At 68.1% G+C, this 19,009-nt stretch carries 16 protein-coding genes; 15 read left to right on the forward strand and 1 reads right to left on the reverse strand.

Translation table 11 applies throughout. From position 1 onward, the window contains the following. The first annotated feature begins 541 nt into the window (after positions 1-541). The 15 genes from F4561_RS05760 to F4561_RS05830 all read left to right on the forward strand — a co-directional run bounded on the left by F4561_RS05760 (position 542) and on the right by F4561_RS05830 (position 18,410). Positions 542-1,570 carry a LacI family DNA-binding transcriptional regulator gene (locus F4561_RS05760; protein WP_184575487.1) on the forward strand — a complete coding sequence of 343 codons (1,029 nt, stop codon included), beginning with the start codon at positions 542-544 and terminating at the stop codon, positions 1,568-1,570. A 26-nt stretch (positions 1,571-1,596) separates the two neighbouring features. Beyond that, on the forward strand, positions 1,597-3,279 hold the full coding sequence (gene araB, locus F4561_RS05765; RefSeq protein WP_184575490.1) for a ribulokinase: 1,683 nt from the start codon (positions 1,597-1,599) through the stop codon (positions 3,277-3,279). 8 nt (positions 3,280-3,287) lie between these two features. Further along, positions 3,288-3,956, forward strand: a complete 669-nt coding sequence (locus F4561_RS05770) for an L-ribulose-5-phosphate 4-epimerase (protein ID WP_184575492.1) — start codon at positions 3,288-3,290, stop codon at positions 3,954-3,956. Positions 3,957-3,961: 5 nt separating this feature from the next. Then, entirely contained in the window at positions 3,962-5,359 is a 1,398-nt protein-coding gene (locus F4561_RS05775) for an L-fucose/L-arabinose isomerase family protein (RefSeq protein WP_184575494.1), read from the forward strand. Positions 5,360-5,862: 503 nt separating this feature from the next. Then, positions 5,863-6,951 carry a multiple monosaccharide ABC transporter substrate-binding protein gene (gene chvE / locus F4561_RS05780; protein ID WP_184575496.1) on the forward strand — a complete coding sequence of 363 codons (1,089 nt, stop codon included), beginning with the start codon at positions 5,863-5,865 and terminating at the stop codon, positions 6,949-6,951. Positions 6,952-6,968: 17 nt separating this feature from the next. Further along, positions 6,969-8,480, forward strand: coding sequence for an ATP-binding cassette domain-containing protein (locus F4561_RS05785; protein ID WP_184583244.1), 1,512 nt, complete (start codon positions 6,969-6,971; stop codon positions 8,478-8,480). Between the two features lie 26 nt (positions 8,481-8,506). Further along, the gene (gene mmsB / locus F4561_RS05790) at positions 8,507-9,772 is read left to right on the forward strand and encodes a multiple monosaccharide ABC transporter permease (protein WP_281384032.1); all 1,266 of its coding nucleotides are present in this window, start codon (positions 8,507-8,509) and stop codon (positions 9,770-9,772) included. A gap of 287 nt (positions 9,773-10,059) precedes the next feature. Beyond that, positions 10,060-11,403: a Hint domain-containing protein gene (locus tag F4561_RS05795; RefSeq protein ID WP_184575498.1), complete on the forward strand. Its 1,344-nt coding sequence runs from the start codon at positions 10,060-10,062 to the stop codon at positions 11,401-11,403. Beyond that, positions 11,372-11,977, forward strand: coding sequence for a hypothetical protein (locus tag F4561_RS05800; protein WP_184575500.1), 606 nt, complete (start codon positions 11,372-11,374; stop codon positions 11,975-11,977). The genes F4561_RS05795 and F4561_RS05800 overlap by 32 nt, the downstream gene beginning before the upstream one ends. Positions 11,978-12,312: 335 nt before the next feature. Further along, positions 12,313-12,711 carry a hypothetical protein gene (locus F4561_RS05805; protein WP_184575501.1) on the forward strand — a complete coding sequence of 133 codons (399 nt, stop codon included), beginning with the start codon at positions 12,313-12,315 and terminating at the stop codon, positions 12,709-12,711. Positions 12,712-12,776: 65 nt separating this feature from the next. Beyond that, the gene (locus F4561_RS05810; protein ID WP_184575503.1) at positions 12,777-13,202 is read left to right on the forward strand and encodes a hypothetical protein; all 426 of its coding nucleotides are present in this window, start codon (positions 12,777-12,779) and stop codon (positions 13,200-13,202) included. 54 nt (positions 13,203-13,256) lie between these two features. Then, complete coding sequence (locus tag F4561_RS31935; RefSeq protein WP_246437419.1) at positions 13,257-13,610, forward strand: DUF6188 family protein; 354 nt, start codon at positions 13,257-13,259, stop codon at positions 13,608-13,610. A gap of 168 nt (positions 13,611-13,778) precedes the next feature. After that, on the forward strand, positions 13,779-15,662 hold the full coding sequence (gene dnaG / locus F4561_RS05820) for a DNA primase (protein WP_184583247.1): 1,884 nt from the start codon (positions 13,779-13,781) through the stop codon (positions 15,660-15,662). A gap of 71 nt (positions 15,663-15,733) precedes the next feature. Beyond that, a complete protein-coding gene (gene rpoD, locus F4561_RS05825) occupies positions 15,734-16,891 on the forward strand; it encodes an RNA polymerase sigma factor RpoD (RefSeq protein WP_184583249.1) in 1,158 nt (385 codons plus the stop codon). Positions 16,892-17,111: 220 nt separating this feature from the next. Beyond that, positions 17,112-18,410, forward strand: coding sequence for a glycoside hydrolase family 18 protein (locus tag F4561_RS05830; RefSeq protein WP_246437143.1), 1,299 nt, complete (start codon positions 17,112-17,114; stop codon positions 18,408-18,410). A 34-nt stretch (positions 18,411-18,444) separates the two neighbouring features. Here the strand turns inward: F4561_RS05830 and F4561_RS05835 are convergent, their stop codons facing one another. After that, the gene (locus F4561_RS05835) at positions 18,445-18,909 is read right to left on the reverse strand and encodes a pyridoxamine 5'-phosphate oxidase family protein (RefSeq protein WP_184575508.1); all 465 of its coding nucleotides are present in this window, start codon (positions 18,907-18,909) and stop codon (positions 18,445-18,447) included. Positions 18,910-19,009: the final 100 nt, after the last annotated feature.

Genomic DNA, 19,009 nt, shown 5'->3' on the forward strand with positions numbered 1-19,009 from the left:
CGAGCCCGCTATTTCCGGATTATGGGAGTACTGTGCGCTGACCTTGAGGATTGCGTTCCTTTACCGCGCGGTAAAGGAACGCAATCCTCAAGATCAGCGCCAAAATCGGACGTAACTGGCCGCGGAGATCCCGAGCCCCGCGCCGGGCGACACCAGGAAGCACTCCCGACTTCTCCGGCGCCGTCGCTGCCCCGTTGGACGCCGCCACCACCGGGCACCCGTACCGATCACCAGGGGCTGGCCCACCCCCTACCGTTGCCGCCCCCGTCGCGTGCGGAACCACTTGCGGCCAGCACCGATAACCACCAACCCGGGCCATCTACCGTCTTCGCCGCCTTCGTTGGACGCTCCGCCATACGCTCACCGTCCCGATCGTCGTCCGCCCAGTCAATCCGGAGCCTCAACCGCCTCCGTTGGACCTTCCACCACCTGCCCGACGCACCCGCCCCTTCTCCACCCCTTGACGCTGGCTTTGTTAGCGCTAACAATGTTGCCTACGTCACGTCGACGTTTCCCCGACGTTGCGAAGGATGTGGGACGCATGCCGGCGACGAATGGGCGCAGCCCAGTCATGGCGGATGTCGCGCGGCTGGCGGGCGTCTCGCACCAGACGGTCTCGCGGGTGCTCAACGGGCATCCCAACGTCAAGGCCGAGACGCGAACGCGGGTCGAGATGGCGATCGGCGAGCTGGGGTACCGCCGCAACTCGTCGGCGCGGGCCCTGGTCACCCGGCGTACCAGTGTTATCGGGGTCGTCGCGTTCGACCCGACGCTGTACGGGCCGGCCAGCACCCTGGGCGGGATCGAGCGCGCCGCCCGCGCCTCCGGGTACTTCCTCAGTGTTGTCACCCTGCAGACGGTCACGCGGCAGGCGGTGCGCGAGGCGATGGACTACCTGGCCCAGCAGTCGGTCGAGGGATACATCGTGGTCGCCCCGCTGCGCACGGTGGTCGACGGTCTGGTGGACCTGCCGTACGGCCGCCCGGTGGTCGCCGTCGAGGGCGGTGAGGCACCGGATCTCCCGGTGGTCTGCGTCGACCAGCCCGGCGGGGCCTACCTCGCGACCCGCCACCTGCTCGACCTCGGCCACCGCACCGTTCACCACATCACTGGGCCGAGCGACTGGCTGGAGGCCGAGGGGCGCGTCGCCGGGTGGCGTCTTGCGCTGGAGGAGGCCGGAGCGCCGGTGCACGAACCGCTGTCGGGGGACTGGCGCCCGCGGGCCGGCTACGAGCTGGGCCGGCGGCTCGCCGACGGAAACGAGGCCACCGCGATCTTCGTGGCCAACGACCAAATGGCGCTCGGCGCGCTGCGCGCCCTCGGTGAGGCGGGGGTACGGGTGCCGGGCGACGTGAGTGTCGTCGGGTTCGACGACGTTCCCGAGGCGGAGTTCTTCGCGCCGCCACTGACGACGGTGGCCCAGGACTTCAACGAGGTCGGGCAGCGCAGCATAGCGCTCCTCGTCTCGCTGCTGGAGGCATCCGGCGGCCCGGGTGCCCAACCCATCCGCGATGTCGTGCCGGCCCGCCTGATCACCCGCCAGAGCACTGCGAACCCGCCGGCCAGTTAGCTCACCACCACCCCCGGGAGCCACCCATGAACCCAATTGTTAGCGCTAACAATCCGGAGGCTGTCGTCATCGGCGTCGACTTCGGGACCCTGTCGGGACGCGCCGTAGTAGTCCGGGTCGCCGACGGCGCCGAGCTGGCCAGCGCCGTCCACGACTTCGAGCACGGCGCCGTCACCGAGGCGCTGCCGGAATCGGGTGTCGCCCTCGCGCCCGACACGGCACTGCAGGTCCCCGACGACTACCGCGCCGTCCTGCGCCAGGCCGTCCCGAAGGCCCTCGCCGCGAGCGGGGTACCCGCGGACCGCGTCATCGGGATCGGTACCGACTTCACCGCCTCGACGTTCCTGCCCACGACCGCCGACGGCACCCCGTTGTGCGAGCTGTCCGAGTTCGCCGACCGGCCGCACGCCTACCCCAAGCTCTGGAAGCACCACTCCGCCCAGCCCGAGGCCGACGACGTCAACGCCCTGGCCGAGGAACGCGGCGAGCACTGGCTGGCGCGCTACGGCGGCAGGATCTCGGCCGAATGGGAGTTCCCCAAAGCGCTGCAGGTCCTGCGCGAGGACCCGGAGGTCTACGACCGCGCCGAGCGTTTCATCGAGGCGTCCGACTGGATCATCTGGCAGCTCTGCGGCAGCGAGAACCGCAGCGCCTGCGTCGCCGGCTACAAGGGGATCCACCAGGACGGCGCGTGGCCCTCGCGCGAGTACCTGGCCGGGCTCGACCCCCGGTTCGCCGGCTTCGTCGCGGATAAGCTCGCCCACCCGCTCTCCCAGCTGGGCGAGCGCGCCGGCGGGTTGACCCGCGCCGCCGCGGCGGTGACCGGGCTGCCCGAAGGGATCGCGGTCGCCGTTGGCAACGTGGACGCGCACGTCACCGCGGCGGCCGCACAGACCGTCCGGCCCGGCGAAATGCTCGCGATCATGGGCACCAGCACCTGCCACGTGCTCAACGCCACCGAGTTCGCCGAGGTCCCGGGAATGTGCGGGGCGGTGCGCGACGGGATCGCGACCGGGTCATGGGGTTTCGAGGCCGGGCAGAGCGGGGTCGGGGACATCTTCGCCTGGTTCGCCGACGGCTTCGCCTCTGCCGAGTACGCCAGCGAGGCCGCGGGACTGGGGATCACCGTGCACGAGCTGCTCTCCCGCAAGGCGGCGGAGCAGCCCGTCGGCGCGCACGGCCTGGTGGCGCTCGACTGGCACAACGGCAACCGGTCGGTCCTGGTCGACCACGGCCTCTCGGGCGTGGTCGCGGGCATGACCCTGGCGACCCGCCCCGAAGAGATCTACCGCGCCCTCATCGAGTCCACCGCGTTCGGAACCCGGGCCATCCTCGACGCGTTCCGCGACTCCGGCGTGCCCGTCGACGGGTTCACCGTCGCGGGCGGCCTGAAACGCAACGACTTCGTCCTGCGGATCTACGCCGACGTGCTGAACCGCCCGTTGCACGTGGCCGACTCCGACCAGGGGCCGGCCCTGGGCGCGGCGATCCACGCCGCCGTCGCCGCCGGCGCCTACCCCGACGTTCCCGTCGCCTCCGAGGCCATGGGCAGCGTCACCCGCGATGCCGTCCTGCCCGACCCGGTGCGGGCCGCCGGCTACGACGACCTCTACGCGATCTATGCCGACCTGCACGACCACTTCGGCCGCGGGGGCACCGAGGCCCTGCACCGCCTGCGCCGCATCCGCAACGAGAACCGCACCAGTTGAGGCACACCATGACACTCCCCTCCGAAGCCGTCGAACGCGTCCGAGAAGACGTCTGCGCCCTGCACACCGAGCTGCTCCGCTGGAACCTGGTGACCTGGACCAGTGGAAACATCTCGGCCCGGGTCCCCGATGCCGACCTGATCGTGATCAAACCGAGCGGTGTCACCTACGAAGACCTGACACCGGAGTCCATGGTCGTCTGCGACCTCGACGGAACCGTCGTCGACGGGCGCCACTCACCCTCCAGCGACACCGGCGCGCACGCCTACGTCTATCGGGCCATGCCCGAGGTCGGCGGGGTGGTGCACACGCACAGCCCGTACGCCACCGCGTGGGCGGCCCGCAACGAACCGATCCCGTGCGCCCTGACCGCGATGGCCGACGAGTTCGGCTCCGACATCCCCGTGGGCCCGTTCGCCCTCATCGGCGGGGACGAGATCGGCAAGGGCGTCGTCTCGACGCTGACCGGGCACCGTTCACCGGCGGTGCTGATGCGCAGCCACGGCGTCTTCACCATTGGCGACACGCCGAAGGCTGCCGTCAAAGCCGCCGTGATGTGCGAGGACGTCGCCCGCACCGTGCACCTGGCGTGCGAGCGGGGTCCCGTCGAGCGGCTGCCGCAGGAGCACATCGACGCGCTTTACGACCGCTACCAGAACGCCTACGGCCAGAAGTGAGGAAGATGACGGACACCCTGCCGCGGATCGGGCTCCTGGGCGTCATGCAGCCCCTGTACGACGACATGATCCCGGGCATCACCGAGCACCAGGCCCAGTACGCGCGCCGCATCGCCGAGAGCCTCGCCGGAGTCGCCGACTGTGTCACCAGCGACCCGGTACGCGGCCGCGAGGACGCCGAACGCGCTATGCGCGCCTTCGAGGACGCCGACCTCGACGGGGTCATGGTGGTCATGCTCACCTACGGCCCCTCGCTGCGCGTGACACGCGTGTTCCGCGAGCTGCGGCTGCCGGTCTGCCTGGCCAACATCCAGCCCGACCCGGCCGTGACCCCCGAGTGGGACATGGCCGACATGACCTACAACCAGGGCATCCACGGTGCCCAGGACACCGCCAACGCGATGGTGCGCGCGGGGGTGCCCTTCGACGTGATCACCGAGGAGTGGCCGAGCGACGCCTTCCGCGAGCGCGCCGGGCGCTGGGCGCGTGCGGCCCGCGCCGCCACCGCGTGGAAGCGGCTGAAGGTCGGCGTGTTCGGCTACGCCATGAACGGGATGGGGGACGCCCGCTTCGACGAGACCGCGCTGATGCGCGCGCTCGGCCCGGAGGTGGCGGTGATCGCGCCGGGCGCGCTGCACCGAACGGTGAGCGAGCTGCCCGACACCGAGGTCGATGCGCTCATGCGGTGGGAGGACGAGCGGTTCGAGATCGACCAGCGGCTGTCCAAGGAGGAGCGCGCGGACCACGCGCGCATGCAGCTCGGAATCGAGCGGCTGCTCACCGAGCACGACTGCCGCGCGTACTCCACGCACTTCGACGCCATCGGGGAGGACGGCCGGTTCGCCCGGCTCCCCATGGCGGCGGCCTCCAACCTGATGGCCAAGGGGTACGGCTTCGCGGGGGAGGGCGACGTTCTCGCCGCCGCGATGGTGCACGCCGGGCACCAGCTCGCCGGCGACGGCCACTTCACCGAGATGTACGCCATGGACTATCCGACCGATTCCCTGCTCATGAGCCACATGGGGGAGGGGAACTGGCGGGTCGCCCGCGACGACGAACCGGTGCGGCTGATCAAGCGGCCACTGGCTATCGGGAACCTCGACGACCCGCCCACGCTGCTGTTCCGGATCCGGCCCGGCCGCGCCACATTGGCGTCACTGGTCGCGTTGGGCGGCGAGCGCTTCCGGATGGTGGTCGCCGAGGGCGAGGTGCTGGACTCCCAGCGGCTCCCGGCGCTGGAGATGCCGTACGGCCAGTTCCGCCCGGACTCCGGAATCCGGGACTGCATGGACGGCTGGCTGCGCAACGGGGGCACCCACCACATGGTCATGAACCTCGGCTCGGTCGCCGCTGACTGGAAAGTGTTCTGCGAGCTCACCGGGATCGAGTTCGTCCCTGTGTGAGCGGGCGGGCCGGTCCCGCTCCGGCCCACCCACCGACAACCGAATCCGCGCGGGCGGCGGCGTTCCCCAGGGGACGGCGTCCGCTCCGCACACCGCACACGCACGCGGCTTGGGGGGTCGCGCCAGCGCACGACAGGCAGGAGAGTTGCCATGCGCGCTAGACAGGCACACGCCCCGACCGGGGAGCCCGCGACTGGCCGCCGCGGGTTCCGCACCGCCGGGCTCGCGACGGCCGGCGGGCGCTCCTTCGGCCTGCTCGGGATGCGCGTGGAGCGCGTCACCGAGTGCCGCACGCTCAGCGGCGCTGCCCCCACGCAGTCGACACCCCCCGGCAGCCCCGGCCGGGTGGTGCCGCGCGACAGCCCGGAATCCGCCCGCAGAACGGCCGTCTCCGAATCGTGCTGCCGCCGGTGTCCTGGACGGCCAGCACGCTGTCCGTCCCGCGGACTTGACCCGACGGGGTCCACGGAACGCAGAACAAACAAGTGAAAGAGGTGTGCCAGATGAGGACGAAACCGCTCGGTGCGGCGCTGTTCGCAGTGTCGCTGACCCTCCCCCTCGCGTCGTGCGGCGGTGTCGGTGACGCCGCCCAGGACACCGGCGAGAACGGGACGATCGGCATCTCGATGCCGACCCAGTCCTGGGAGCGCTGGGTGCAGGACGGCGACAACATGGTTCAGGAGCTGGAGGACGCCGGCTACGGCACCGACCTGCAGTACGCCGAGGACGTGGTCGAGGACCAGGTCGCCCAGATCGAGAACATGATCACCAAGGACGTCGACGCCCTGGTCATCGCCGCCGTCGACGGGGAGTCGCTGACCGAGGTGGTGGACTCGGCCGCGGAGAACGACATCCAGGTCATCGCCTACGACCGGCTGATCCGCGGTACGGAGAACGTCGACTACTACGCCACCTTCGACAACTTCGAGGTAGGCGTGCTGCAGGCGCGGTACATCGAGGAGACCCTCGACCTGGAGAACGAGGAGGGGCCGTTCACCATCGAGCTGTTCGGCGGCTCCCCGGACGACAACAACGCCTACTTCTTCTACGACGGCGCGATGTCGGTGCTGCAGCCCTACATCGACGACGGCGTCCTGGACGTTGTCAGCGGGCAGACGGATATGGAGCAGATCGCCACGATGCGCTGGGACGGCGCCAAGGCCCAAGAGCGCATGGACAACCTGCTCAGCTCGCACTACTCCGATGAGGACCTGGACGCCGTTCTGTCCCCCTTCGACGGGATCAGCACCGGGGTCATCTCCTCGCTCAAGGGGGTCGGCTACGGCAGCGAGGACAAACCCATGCCGGTGATCACCGGGCAGGACGCTGAGGTGGCCTCGGTCAAGTCGATCATCGCGGGGGAGCAGACGCAGACCGTCTTCAAGGACACCCGCGATCTCGCCAAGGTCGCCTCCGAGATGGCCGACGCCGCCGTCCAGGGCGAGGAGCCCGAGGTCAACGACACCGAGAGCTACGACAACGGCGAGAAGGTCGTCCCGGCCTACCTCCTCGAACCGGTCTCGGTCGACGAGGACAACTACGAGGAGGAGCTGCTCGAAAGCGGCTACTACGAGGAGTCGGACCTGCAGTGAGCGACCTAATTCTGCAGATGCGCGGAATCGGGAAGGAGTTTCCCGGTGTCCGGGCGCTCACCGACGTCGACCTGCGGGTCACCCGGGGTGAGATCCGGGCTCTGGTGGGCGAGAACGGTGCCGGGAAATCCACCCTGATGAAGGTGCTGGGCGGGGTGTACCCGCACGGCGACTACGCCGGGGAGATCCTGGTCGACGGGGTGGAACAGGTGTTCTCCGGCGTCCGCGACAGTGAGCGCGCCGGAATCGCCATCATCCACCAGGAGCTCGCCCTGGTCCCGCAGCTCTCCATCGCCGAGAACATTTTCCTCGGCAACGAGCGAGTGCGCGGCGCCGGCCGGATCGACTGGGGCCGCACCAGCAGCGAGGCCCGCGAGCTGCTGCGCCGGGTGGGCCTGGACGAGGACCCCACACTCCCGGTCTCGGCGCTCGGCGTGGGCAAGCAGCAGCTCGTGGAGATCGCGAAGGCCCTCTCGAAACGCGTGCGGCTGCTCATCCTGGACGAGCCCACCTCCGCGCTGAACGAGACCGAGAGCGAGAACCTGCTCGCGCTGCTGGGCGAGCTCAAGGAGCAGGGCATCACCTCGATCCTGATCTCGCATAAGCTCGGCGAGGTCACCCGGGTCGCCGACACGATCACCGTGCTGCGCGACGGCCGCACCGTCGAGACAATGGCGCTCAGCGGCGGTGCGGTCACCGAAGACCGCATCATCAGCGCGATGGTCGGACGCGACCTGGAGCACCGTTTCCCCGAACGCACCCCCGATATCGGCGAGGTCCGGTTCGAGGTGCGCGATTGGACCGTCGATCACCCCACGCAGCTCGGCCGCCGCCTGATCGACCGGGCCGGGCTGACCATCCGCCGCGGAGAGATCGTGGGGCTGGCCGGGCTGATGGGCGCGGGAAGGACCGAGCTCGCCATGAGCGTGTTCGGCCGTTCCTACGGGCGCTATGTCAGCGGGACCGTCCGCAAGGACGGGACGGAGATCCGTACCGGCAGCGTCGCCGACGCTGTCGCCAGCGGCATCGCCTACGTGCCCGAGGACCGCAAGGAGCTCGGGCTCATCCTGGACGACGACATCCGCCGCAACCTCACACTCGCGGGGCTGCGGCGGGTGAGCCGGCGCACCGTGATCGACCCCGCCCGGGAGTCGGTCGCCGCCGAGCGGCTGCGGGGCCAGCTCCGGGTGAAGAGCCGCGACATTTTCCAGGCCGCCGGCAACCTCAGCGGCGGCAACCAGCAGAAGGTCGTGCTGGGCAAGTGGATGTTCACCGAGCCGGAGCTGCTCATCCTGGACGAGCCCACCCGCGGGATCGACGTCGGCGCGAAGTACGAGATCTACCTGATCATCCAGCGCCTCGCCGAGGAAGGCGCGTCGGTACTGATGATCTCCTCGGAGCTGCCGGAGCTGCTGGGGATGTGCGACCGCGTCTACGCCATGTGCGAGGGCCGCATAACCGGCGACGTCGCGCGCGACGAAGCCGACCAGGAGTCCCTGATGCGGCTGATGACGACGACAGGTTCGTGACGATGGCGAAGGCGTGGTCCACAGGAATGAATGCGATCCGCGACATGGTGCGGAACAACGCACGGCAGTACGGCATGGTTATCGCGCTGGTCGCCATCGTGGTGCTGTTCCAGATCCTCACCGGCGGGCTGCTGCTGCGCCCGCTCAACATCACCAATGTGGTGATGCAGAACTCCTATGTCCTGGTCCTCGCGATCGGGATGATGCTGGTGATCATCACCGGCCACATCGACCTGTCGGTCGGCTCCGTTGTCGCCTTCGTCGGCGCCGTGTCCGCGATCATGCTGACCGACGTAGGGCTTCCGCTGCCGATCGTGCTTCCGCTCGCCCTGGTGCTGGGCGCGCTCATCGGCGCCTGGCACGGGTTCTGGATCGGCTACGTGCGGATCCCGGCGTTCATCGTCACCCTCGCCGGGATGCTGATCTTCCGCGGGGCCACCCTGCTCGTGCTCGGCGGGGAGTCCGTGGGGCCGCTGCCGTCGTCGGTCCGCAGGCTGGCCGGCGGATTTGTCCCGGATACGGAGGTCGGCGGGGTGTACCTGCTGCCCTTCGTCCTCGGTGCGGCGGCCTCGGCTGCCCTGGTGTGGATCCAGTGGAACGGCCGGGCCCGCAACATCCGGCACGACCTGCCGGCAGCGTCCGCGCAACTGACGTTGGTGAAGTCGGCCCTGACCGCGGCGGTGGTCATGGGGTTCTGCTTCATGCTGGCCGCGCACAACGGTGTTCCGGTGGTCGGCCTGCTGCTGGTCGCGCTGATCGTCGGCTACGCGTTCCTGATGAGCTCCACCACCGCGGGCCGGCACATCTACGCGGTCGGCGGCAGCGAGCGCGCGGCGATGCTGTCCGGGGTGAACACGCGGCGCACCACGTTCTGGGTGTTCGTGAACATGGGCATGCTGTCCGCGCTGGCCGGTGTGCTGTTCACCGCCCGGCTGAACCTGGCGACGCCGGGAGCCGGAACGATGTTCGAGCTCGACGCGATCGCCGCGGCGTTCATCGGCGGCGCCTCCGCCTCGGGCGGCGTGGGAACCGTGATCGGCGCTGTTGTCGGAGCGCTGGTCATGGGGGTGATGAACAATGGGATGTCGATCATCGGCCTGGGCGTCGACTGGCAGCAGTTGATCAAGGGCCTCGTGCTGCTGCTCGCGGTGGCCTTCGACATCTACAACAAGAAGCGTGCCGCCGCGGGCGGAACAAGCAAGGCCAGCCAGGAGACCACCGGCCCGGCGGACGAGCCGGGATCCGGCGAGAGCGAGCCGAAACCCGTCCCCATCGGCCAGGCACGAACCTGACAGCGGGAGGGTGCGCAGGGACGCGCCCTCCCGTCCTGCGAGGGCTGTCCCGTTCCGGCCATTCTTCAAGAATCACGCCCTGACCTGGGAGCCCGGATCGGCCGGTGCCGTATTGGGCCCGCGGGCCCAATACGGCTGCGCTGGTTCTCCCGTACTATGCCCATTCTGGCGGTTTTCTGACGACCCGGGGGTCGTTCATGAGGTGGGTATGGCGGGCTGAATCCGGGGCCGGGAAAATCGAATACGGCGCCGTGGTTCTTCTCGTGGCCGGAATTACGGCCGCGGTTATGGCATTCGGCCTGCCCGGCGATGTCCGATCGCTACTCGAACGCAGCATGTGTCTGATCCCCGGCGACCAGGAGTGCGAGGACCCGGCAGCCGGCGAAGGCGACGAGTCCGGCGACGGCTCTGGCGGCGAAGATGACGAGTCCGGCGACGAAGATGACGAGTCAGGTGGCGGCGAGGAGTCGGGTGACGAGGGTGACGGCGGCGAGGAGTCGGGCGACGACGCCGCGGATATCGACCCCGAGCTAACCGAAGCGCTCATCGGAGCCGAAGGGGAGCTTGCGGATGCTGAGGAGGAGTTGGAGGACGCGCAGTCGGACTTCGACGAGATCAAGGACGAGCTGCTGCAGCTGCTCAAGGAGCTGATCGGTCTCCAGGACGCTGAGGACTGCCTGACCGAGGGCGACATCGTGGCCTGCATCTGGACCGTGGTCGGCTTCGCCCCCTGGGGCAAGGCCGCCAAGGTCGCCAAGAAGATCCCGGCCATCGCCCGACTGGTCACCAAGTGGCGCCGCCGAAGCGGCCGCCTGGACGACGCCGAGGACGCCGCCAGCACCGCCCGCGGCAACCGCGACGAAGCCCTCGAAGCCTGCACGAGCCGCAACAGCTTCGTCGCGGGAACCCCGGTACTCCTGGCCAACGGTGGATACCGGCCGATCGAGGAGATTGGTATCGGAGACCTGGTCAGGACCACCGACCCTGCGTCAGGTGAGACGCGTGCCGGGGCTGTGACCAACACCATTTCCGGGGAGGGGCCGAAGGATCTCGTTGATGTCTGGATACTGACCGGAGAAGGCGCTGAGAGGGTCACCTCGACCGGCGAACACAGGTTCCGCGTCGATGGCACGTGGATGCCCGCCGCAGACCTGAGTCCGGGTGACAGGCTCCGGACCGCGGCAGGTTCCACTGCCGTCGTTTCCGGTCTCAACGGTTTCGCGGCCCATCGAGATGTCTATGACCTCACCGTCGCCACGACCCATACGTACTACGTGGGTCAAGGGGCGGGGAATGCGCTGGTGCACAACGCTGGCCCGTGCCCGGACCTCGACTCGCTTTCGCAGTCGGCACGGAAACCCGCGAAAGGACCCGGGAAAACCCAGGCCGGACGCTCGTACCAGAAGCACCGAGATCGGGGGGAGCTCCCGGATGTTCCCAACTCCGAGCTTAAGAATGCGGGGGAAGAACTGGTGGACGATATCCTCACGAGCCCGGACACCCGTGTCCAGAACGTGACCGGGGGCCAAGGAAAGGGGGGTACTCGATTCATTATGTCCCGACCTGGGCAGAGGGATGTCGGGATAACGTACGATGCCAATGGCGAGTTCCTCTATTTTGGACTTTTCTGATATGTTGACATTCGATCCCTGGGTCTGTGAGGAAGGGCACGCGCAAGCAATTCAGCTGGTTTCTCCTCTTGTTGGTCAGAAAATAAACAGAGTTCGCTATCTGATTGCCGAGGGCGACTTCTGGCCCCATGGGCACCGCCATGACGAAATCCATGAGGTGGACATGGGGGTGGAGATCGCAGTCGATTCCGGAATCCGGTTCGTGGTGTCCTGGGCCGTGGACGGTCTCGTTCAGGGCCTGGGGCAGCGGGTGCTTTCCGAGGGCTTCGAGGGGCGCGTGGGAACGGTTGTCGACGTGAGCACCATGGACCAGTGGAAACCGTTGTTGGGAAGGGCAATCAGCCGAATCGGGCTCGCCTCCCACGTGACCGAGGACGGATGTCCGTCGACATACTGGTCGATGCGTATCGAGTTCGAGGGCGAGGGGAGTTTCGTCATCGCGCTCGGGGAGGTCGATGAGGAATTGGAGTACCACCCTGAATCACTGGTGGTCCTCTTTGACGAGGCGACTGCGCGGTCCTACTACATATTCTCGTCGGGAATGTCAGCATGGGGTGAGTTGATCACACCATGATTATTCCTTTTCCGGATTATTTGGATGCGGGGCCCTTGCGGCCGGGGATGGCGTCCATGCCGTCGCGGAATCGGTCGTGCTCAACAACCAGGATGAAGCTGTCTCGGTTGGGCGAAATTGATGAATAACGAATATGGATATTTGCTGCCCAGTATCAAAAAGACCAAGAAGTTGACGCCCTTTATATAGCGTTCGCTGATGATGTTGCTGAGGGCGAGATTGCTTCGAATGACACGGTCCGCATTGGATACGCGTGCCTCGTTGATACAGTTCGTGGGTGGGTCCGACAAGAGTAATGAGCAAAAGGTCATCAACAGGTTGAAGAGGATTTATGGATGATGATGTATCTGGAGGACGTGTCTGATCGTGACCTGTTCCACGTTGTTACGGAGCCCGAATTCGCCGCCGTCTTCATAATCTCGGAGGAGGAACGGGACGGTGCGGAGGATAACATCGATGCGCAGTTGAGGCTTCCCGACGGCACGTGCTGGAGCGCGAGCTTCATGACCCTTGACGCGATCTCCGTGGTTATGCGCCGGTGGCGGGAGACTGGGGAGTGTCTGAACGGGGCATATTTCAAGGTCCATGACCTGGTGATCATCCCGGAACCCGGGTTCGACGCGATGGTCCGGGCCTTCCGGGGAATTCTGGACGAGGGTGGACCCCAGGGAGTCCTGCCCCAACTGGACGATCCGGAAAAGCTGGACCGTGGGGACACCGATCCCGAATCGTGAGGTTGGAGAGTGACCGTCCGTTCCGCTGCGCGTCAAGTGCAGCTCGCAACCGGAGCGCACGCCTGATGAGTGAGCCGCCGTTTCGGCTTTCGGTGGGTCTCGGTGTGACCCTGGACGAGGGTCATGTCCGGGACCTGCGGGCGGCGCTCGCGGAGTCGGGAAACGATTCTCTGCTGGTCGAGAGGCACACCCGCAGAGGTGTGTCGTGGCGGATCGACCTGGGCGAGGCGCAGCGGCCCGACGAGTTGTTCCGGCGGCTGGCCGTCCTTGGGGAAGGGGTCGCGCGGGTGATCGCTGGGATCGTCCGCGCGCAGACAGGGGGCGCGCCGGCGGGACCGTACGAGGCCTGGGTCGTTCTCTCGCTGTGCCAGAAGATCGACGAGCCGGACGACCCGCGGCAGTCAGGGATATCGATCGACGAGGACGTGGTCGCGTGGGCCGCCCTCGCGGGTGCGGCGATCGATATCGACCAGTACGTCTACGTTGACTGAGCCCCTGGAGCGACCATCCGGATCGACACTGCGGACGACCGTTGGATCCTGGGCCTGCGCGGGGCCACCGTCACCGCGGTCGAGCGCGACGGTTCCCGGGTTCGGCTCCGGATCGGCCGGTACTCGCTGCTGCTGGACGGCGACGCACTGCTTTCCCAGGGCCGTCCTGGCGCGCCCGGGGTGACCGCGCGCCGGTTCGGCGAGCTCGCCACCGACGAACGCGACTCGCTGACCGGCACCCGTGTGCTCTCGGCGGTCGTGTTCCACACGGGGAGCGTGCGGATCGTGCTCAGCGACGGCCGGCATGTCACGGTCCGGGCGGACGAGGGCAACGCCAACTGGACACTGTTCTCCGCCGAGGAAGCGCTGGTCGTCTGCACCGGCGGCGTGGTCGAGGTTCGCGCCTGAACGGCCGACCAACGCGAGCGTGTCCCGTCTCTGCTGGTCATGGTGCCGAGTCCGGGTAGGTGCGCGGCCCGTGGGCCAGCCCCGGCGGCGCTGTCCTGGCGGCGCCGGATCCACACTCGGGTGACGCACGTTGCCGGAGGGCGGGCAGGGGTCACTACCCTGATCTACGTGGCCGGCCGGATCAGAGACGAAGATGTCGCGCTCGTGCGCGAACGTTCCCCCATCGCCGACGTCGTCGGTGAGTACCTGCAGCTCCGCGGTGCCGGGGGTGGCTCGTACAAGGGGATCTGCCCGTTTCACGACGAGAAGTCCCCATCGTTCAACGTCACCCCGTCACGGAACCTCTGGTACTGCTTCGGTTGCGGCGAGGGTGGCGACGTCATCACGTTCATCCAGCGGATCGAGCACCTGAGCTTCTCCGAGTCCGTCGAGCACCTGGCCCAGCACGCGGGTGTGCGCCTGCGCTACGAGCAGGGCAGAGCTCCCTCCGCTGGCGACCAGGGCCAGCGGCAGCGGCTCGTTGACGCGCACCGGGAGGCCGCCGAGTTCTACGCCGAACAATTGCTGTCCCCCGGTGCGCTGCCGGCGCGGCGGTTCCTCAGTGAGCGCGGCTTCACCCGGGTCGACGCCGAGCAGTTCGGTCTCGGATTCGCCCCTCCCGGGTGGGAGTCCCTGACCGCCCACCTGCGGCAGAAGGGGTTCACCGACAAGGAGATCATCACCGCCGGGCTGGCGGGCCAGGGCCGCCGGGGCGCCTACGACAAGTTCCGCAACCGGCTGCTGTGGCCGGTGCGCGAGGTCACCGGCGAGGTTGTCGGGTTCGGCGCGCGCAAGCTCGCCTCCGACGACGACGGCCCCAAGTACCTGAACACCCCCGAGACCCCCATCTTCAAGAAGGGGCACCTGCTCTACGGGCTCGACCTCGCCAAGCGCGACATCTCGCGCGAACGCCAGGCGGTCATCGTCGAGGGGTACACCGACGTCATGGCCTGCCACCTGGCCGGTGTCCGCACGGCGGTGGCCACGTGCGGCACCTCCTTCGGTGAGGAGCACCTGAAGATCCTGCGCAGGATGCTTTTGGGCCGGTCCAACCAGGGCGGCAAGGTCGTGTTCACCTTCGACGGCGACGCCGCCGGGCAGAAGGCGGCGGTGCGCGCGTTCGCCGAGGAGCACGGGTTCGCGTCCGAGACCTTCGTCGCCGTGCAGCCCGACGGTCTCGACCCCTGCGACCTCCGGCTGCGGCACGGCGACAGCGCGGTGGTCGACCTCGTCGCGGCCAAGAAGCCGCTGTACGAGTTCATGATTCGGCACGTGATCGAGCAGTACGATCTCGACACCCCAGAGGGCCGCATGGCCGGTCTGGACGCCGCGGCCGAGATTGTGGCGAGCATCCGCAACGAAGGCGTGCGCAAGCTGTACGGGGTCAAACTCGACCACTGGCTCGGGATCATGGACGAGGAGTTCGTGCTGCGCCGCGTGGCCCAGCACATGCGCGGCGGACCCCGGACCCGCTCCGCGGCGCCGCGCGGCTCCGGCCAGGATCCGGCGGCCGGTGCCGGCGAGTCGGCCCCCTACGACCCGCGCGACCCTTCGCTGCAGCGGGAGCGCCAGGCGCTGAAGCTGGCTCTGCAGTACCCGCACCTGGCCGGCGAGTTCGACATGATCGAAGCCGAGGCGTTCACTGTGCCGCAGCACCGTGCCGTGCACGAGCTCATCCGTAACGTGGGGGGCGTCGCCGCCGCCGGGGACGCCGGGCAGTGGGCGGTCCAGCTGCGCGAGGCCGCGCCCAACGAGACCCAGAGCGCGTTCGTCACCGAGCTGGCGGTGGAGGAGCTGGAGATCTATGGAGAACCCGACGAGCATTTCGCCCGCGAAATTTTTGGCACAGTAAGGTCCCATTCCATTAACCGCCAGGTGTCAAACCTCAAATCGCGCCTGGGAAGGCTCGACCCATCCGCCGACGCCGAGGAGTACCAGCGGGTATTCGCTGAACTAATGACAGTTGAGCAGCGAAAACGATTCGTCCGTGATGCGGCGGGCGGGGGCACGTAACACCGTGGTGACAAAATTGACTCTCGGTACGCGGCGGCCGCAGAGGGCACACTGTGAGAGTGGCTCTATCGCTGCTGCCCGGCGACCCGCCGCCGATTAGTCAGGTGGCGCACCTGGTCGCGGGCGAAGGAAGTACCGAGACTACGGTGACCGTGGCCGACGTCGCCTCGGCCCTGGACCGCCTGAACGCCCCACCCGAGTCCTTGGGCCAGGTGGTTCTCGGCCTCGCCCAGCAGGGGATCGAGGTGTTCGATTCCGCCGCCGACGGCGAGCCCGCGCCCACCTCCGAGCCCGGACGAAGACCAGCGACCAGCGACCTCGTCCGTGCCTACCTGCGCGAGATCGGCCGCGTTCCGCTGCTCACGGCGGAAGAGGAAGTGGACCTGGCCAAGTCGATCGAGGTCGGCTTGTTCGCCGGCAAGAAGCTCCGCGACGCCCGCAACGCGGTCGTGCCGGTGCAGATGTCCTGGCACCACCGCGGCGAGCTGGAGGTCCTGGTCGAGGAGGGGGAGCGCGCGAAGCAGCGACTGATCGAGTCGAACCTGCGGCTCGTCGTCTCCATCGCCAAACGCTACGTCGGCCGCGGGCTGTTGCTGTTGGACCTCATCCAGGAAGGCAACCTGGGGCTGATCCGCGCCGTGGAGAAGTTCGACTACACGCGGGGGTTCAAGTTCTCCACCTACGCCACCTGGTGGATCAGGCAGGCGATCACCCGCGCCATCGCCGACCAGGCGCGTACGATCCGCATTCCGGTGCACATGGTCGAGACCATCAACCGGCTGATGCGGGTCCAGCGCCAACTCCACCAGGATCTTGGTCGGGAACCGACCTCCGACGAGGTATCCGAGGTGCTGGGGTTCAAGGACGAACGTGTCCAGGAGATCCAGCGGCTCGCCCAGGAGCCGGTTTCCCTGCAGACCCCCATCGGCGAAGAGGACTCCGACTTCGGCGACTTCATCGAGGACTCCGACGCCGTCATGCCGATCGAGGCGGCGTCGTTCATCCTGCTCCAGGAGCAGCTCGGGGCGCTGCTTGGCGACCTGCCGCGACGGGAGCAGCGGATCATTCAGCTCAGGTTCGGCCTGCTCGACGGGCACCCGCGCACGCTGGAGGAGGTGGGCCGGGAGTTCGGGGTGACCCGGGAGCGCATCCGGCAGATCGAGGCGAAGACGCTGTCCAAGCTGCGCCACCCCTCACGTGCCAAAATGCTTCGGGATTTCCTGGAATAGTGTTAGGAATGGTTCGGGGCCGCACCACGAAATGATCGGCTCCATGTCCGGCGAGAACCAACGTCCCGGGGCGCACGAGAGTTCCCCGCCGGGCGAACCGACCTGATGTGGCCGTTTCGCCCAGTCACGTGCACCGCCAGCGGGGGTAAGGCGACTTTCGAGTGTGATGGCAGCTCAGCAGCGGAAGTTTGGCGCCCAACCTGGTGCCCGCAGAAAGAGCATGGTGCTCGGGGTCGTCGTGGCCGCGGTTCTCGGGGCGCTCTTCTTCAGTGCGTTCACCGCGTTCACCGACACCAGTGTCGACGGTCCCGGGGAGCGGGAGCGCGTCGCCTACTTCGCTGACTGGAACGTGGCGAACCGCGGCTACTCGATCAAGGACTTCGTCGAGAGCGGCGCGGCCGACCGGCTGACGCGGCTGCAGTGGGCGTTTGGGCACGTCAGCCAGGAAGGCCAGTGTCACATTCCCGAGGATGCCGACCAGCCCTGGCAGATTTACCAGCGGCGCTACGACGCCGAGGAGAGCGTCGACGGTGCGGCCGACAGCTACGACCAACCGCTCGCGGGCAGCCTCAACCAGCTTCGCAAGGCGCAGGAGGACCGGCCGAACCTCGGGGCCAGCATCTCGCTCGGCGGCTGGAACTGGTCGACGTACTTCTCGGACGCCGTGCGGACCGAACAGGCCCGCGAGGAGTTCGTGTCCTCCTGCGTCGACCTGTGGCTGCGCGGCAACCTGCCCAAGATGAACGGCGAGCCCCAGGGCGGCGAGGGAGCCGCCGCGGGCATCTTCGACGGCATCGACCTCGACTGGGAGTGGCCCGGCGGCAACGGCAAGGAAGGCAACATCGAGCGCGCGGAGGACAAGCGCAACTTCACCCTCGTCGTGCAGGAGTTCCGCGAGCAGCTCAACGACCTGGAAGCCGAGACCGGCGAGAGCTACACGCTGAGCGTGTCGCTGAGCAACTCCCGGGAACTCATGGAGTCGAGCTACGAGCCCGAGGTCTTCAACCTCGTCGACTTCGCCACCGTGCAGGGCTACGACTTCACCGGTAGCTGGAGCGAAGTCACCGACCACCACTCCCAGCTCTACGCCGCCGACGGCGCGCCCACCGACGCCAGCGTGCACAGCGCCGTCCAGCAGTACCTCGACTACGGGCTTCCCCCGGAGAAACTGATCGTCGGGTTCCCCGGGTACGGCCGCGGCTGGACGGGCGTGCCGGAGACGGACTTCGGCCGCTTCGCCCCGGCGAGCGGAGCGGCCGAAGGCGGGTACGGCACGGGGACCGACGCCTACGTTGACCTTGAGCAGCGGGACGGGCTGCGGTTCCACGACCCGCTGAACGGCGCCTACTGGCTCTACGACGGCGAGGAGTGGTGGAGCTACGACACCACCGAGACGGTCCGGCAGAAGGGCCGCTACGTGCGCAACGAAGGGCTCGGCGGGCTGATGCTGTGGAACCTGGACATGGATCCCGAGGGAGAGCTCGTCAAGGCCATGGACAAGTCCCTGGCGGCTGACTAGGGCCGGCAGTGCCCGGCCGTACCCGCGCTCCGCGTCAGGACCGCCGGACCTCGGAGACCCCCTTGCCCTCGTGCCAGGAGCGGATGACGAGCTGGTCGGTCTCGACCGAGGTGAGCACGGCGCCGGTGAGCAGCAGCCGGAACGCGTGGGGAACGTCCCCCTCCTGGAAGGCCGCGCGCTTGGCGTCCTCATCCGCCTCGACAGCGACTCCGGAGAGCTTGGCGTCGCCCTCCGCCATCGACCCGCCATCCGGGTCGCCCGGGTGGGCGTGCAGCGCGAACCTGCCGTCCCGCTGCAGGTCGCGCGCCTTCACCGCGCCAGGCATCGATCCGATCCACAGGTCAGGGTCCTTGTATTGGACCTCGGTTCCGCTCACCCGGGGCGCACCATTGGCCCGCAGGGTGGCCAGTACATGGTGCGTGGCCGCCTCGAACCGGGCGCGGATCCCCGCGGCCAGCTCGGGCGCCTCGTCAGCGAACTCTTGCCACTTCATCGTCATGGGACCGAGCCTGGCACGCTCGCCTGACATCCCCTGTCAGGGTTTGCGAACGAGGATCGTGAGAATGGCGAAAAACACCGTGCTGAGAGGGCGACGAGGT

Origin of the sequence: Lipingzhangella halophila, assembly GCF_014203805.1 — a bacterium.
In the GTDB taxonomy this organism is placed as follows: domain Bacteria; phylum Actinomycetota; class Actinomycetes; order Streptosporangiales; family Streptosporangiaceae; genus Lipingzhangella; species Lipingzhangella halophila.

Coding starts and splice junctions, on each gene's coding strand:
- araB (WP_184575490.1), top strand. CDS start 1,597: ATGAACCCAATTGTTAGCGCTAACAATCCGGAGGCTGTCGTCATCGGC.
- mmsB (WP_281384032.1), top strand. CDS start 8,507: ATGAATGCGATCCGCGACATGGTGCGGAACAACGCACGGCAGTACGGC.
- F4561_RS05810 (WP_184575503.1), top strand. CDS start 12,777: ATGAGTGAGCCGCCGTTTCGGCTTTCGGTGGGTCTCGGTGTGACCCTG.
- F4561_RS05775 (WP_184575494.1), top strand. CDS start 3,962: ATGACGGACACCCTGCCGCGGATCGGGCTCCTGGGCGTCATGCAGCCC.
- F4561_RS05800 (WP_184575500.1), top strand. CDS start 11,372: ATGGCGAGTTCCTCTATTTTGGACTTTTCTGATATGTTGACATTCGAT.
- F4561_RS05785 (WP_184583244.1), top strand. CDS start 6,969: ATGCGCGGAATCGGGAAGGAGTTTCCCGGTGTCCGGGCGCTCACCGAC.
- chvE (WP_184575496.1), top strand. CDS start 5,863: ATGAGGACGAAACCGCTCGGTGCGGCGCTGTTCGCAGTGTCGCTGACC.
- F4561_RS05760 (WP_184575487.1), top strand. CDS start 542: ATGCCGGCGACGAATGGGCGCAGCCCAGTCATGGCGGATGTCGCGCGG.
- F4561_RS05795 (WP_184575498.1), top strand. CDS start 10,060: ATGGCATTCGGCCTGCCCGGCGATGTCCGATCGCTACTCGAACGCAGC.
- F4561_RS05835 (WP_184575508.1), bottom strand. CDS start 18,909: ATGACGATGAAGTGGCAAGAGTTCGCTGACGAGGCGCCCGAGCTGGCC.
- F4561_RS05770 (WP_184575492.1), top strand. CDS start 3,288: ATGACACTCCCCTCCGAAGCCGTCGAACGCGTCCGAGAAGACGTCTGC.
- F4561_RS05805 (WP_184575501.1), top strand. CDS start 12,313: ATGATGATGTATCTGGAGGACGTGTCTGATCGTGACCTGTTCCACGTT.
- F4561_RS05830 (WP_246437143.1), top strand. CDS start 17,112: ATGGTGCTCGGGGTCGTCGTGGCCGCGGTTCTCGGGGCGCTCTTCTTC.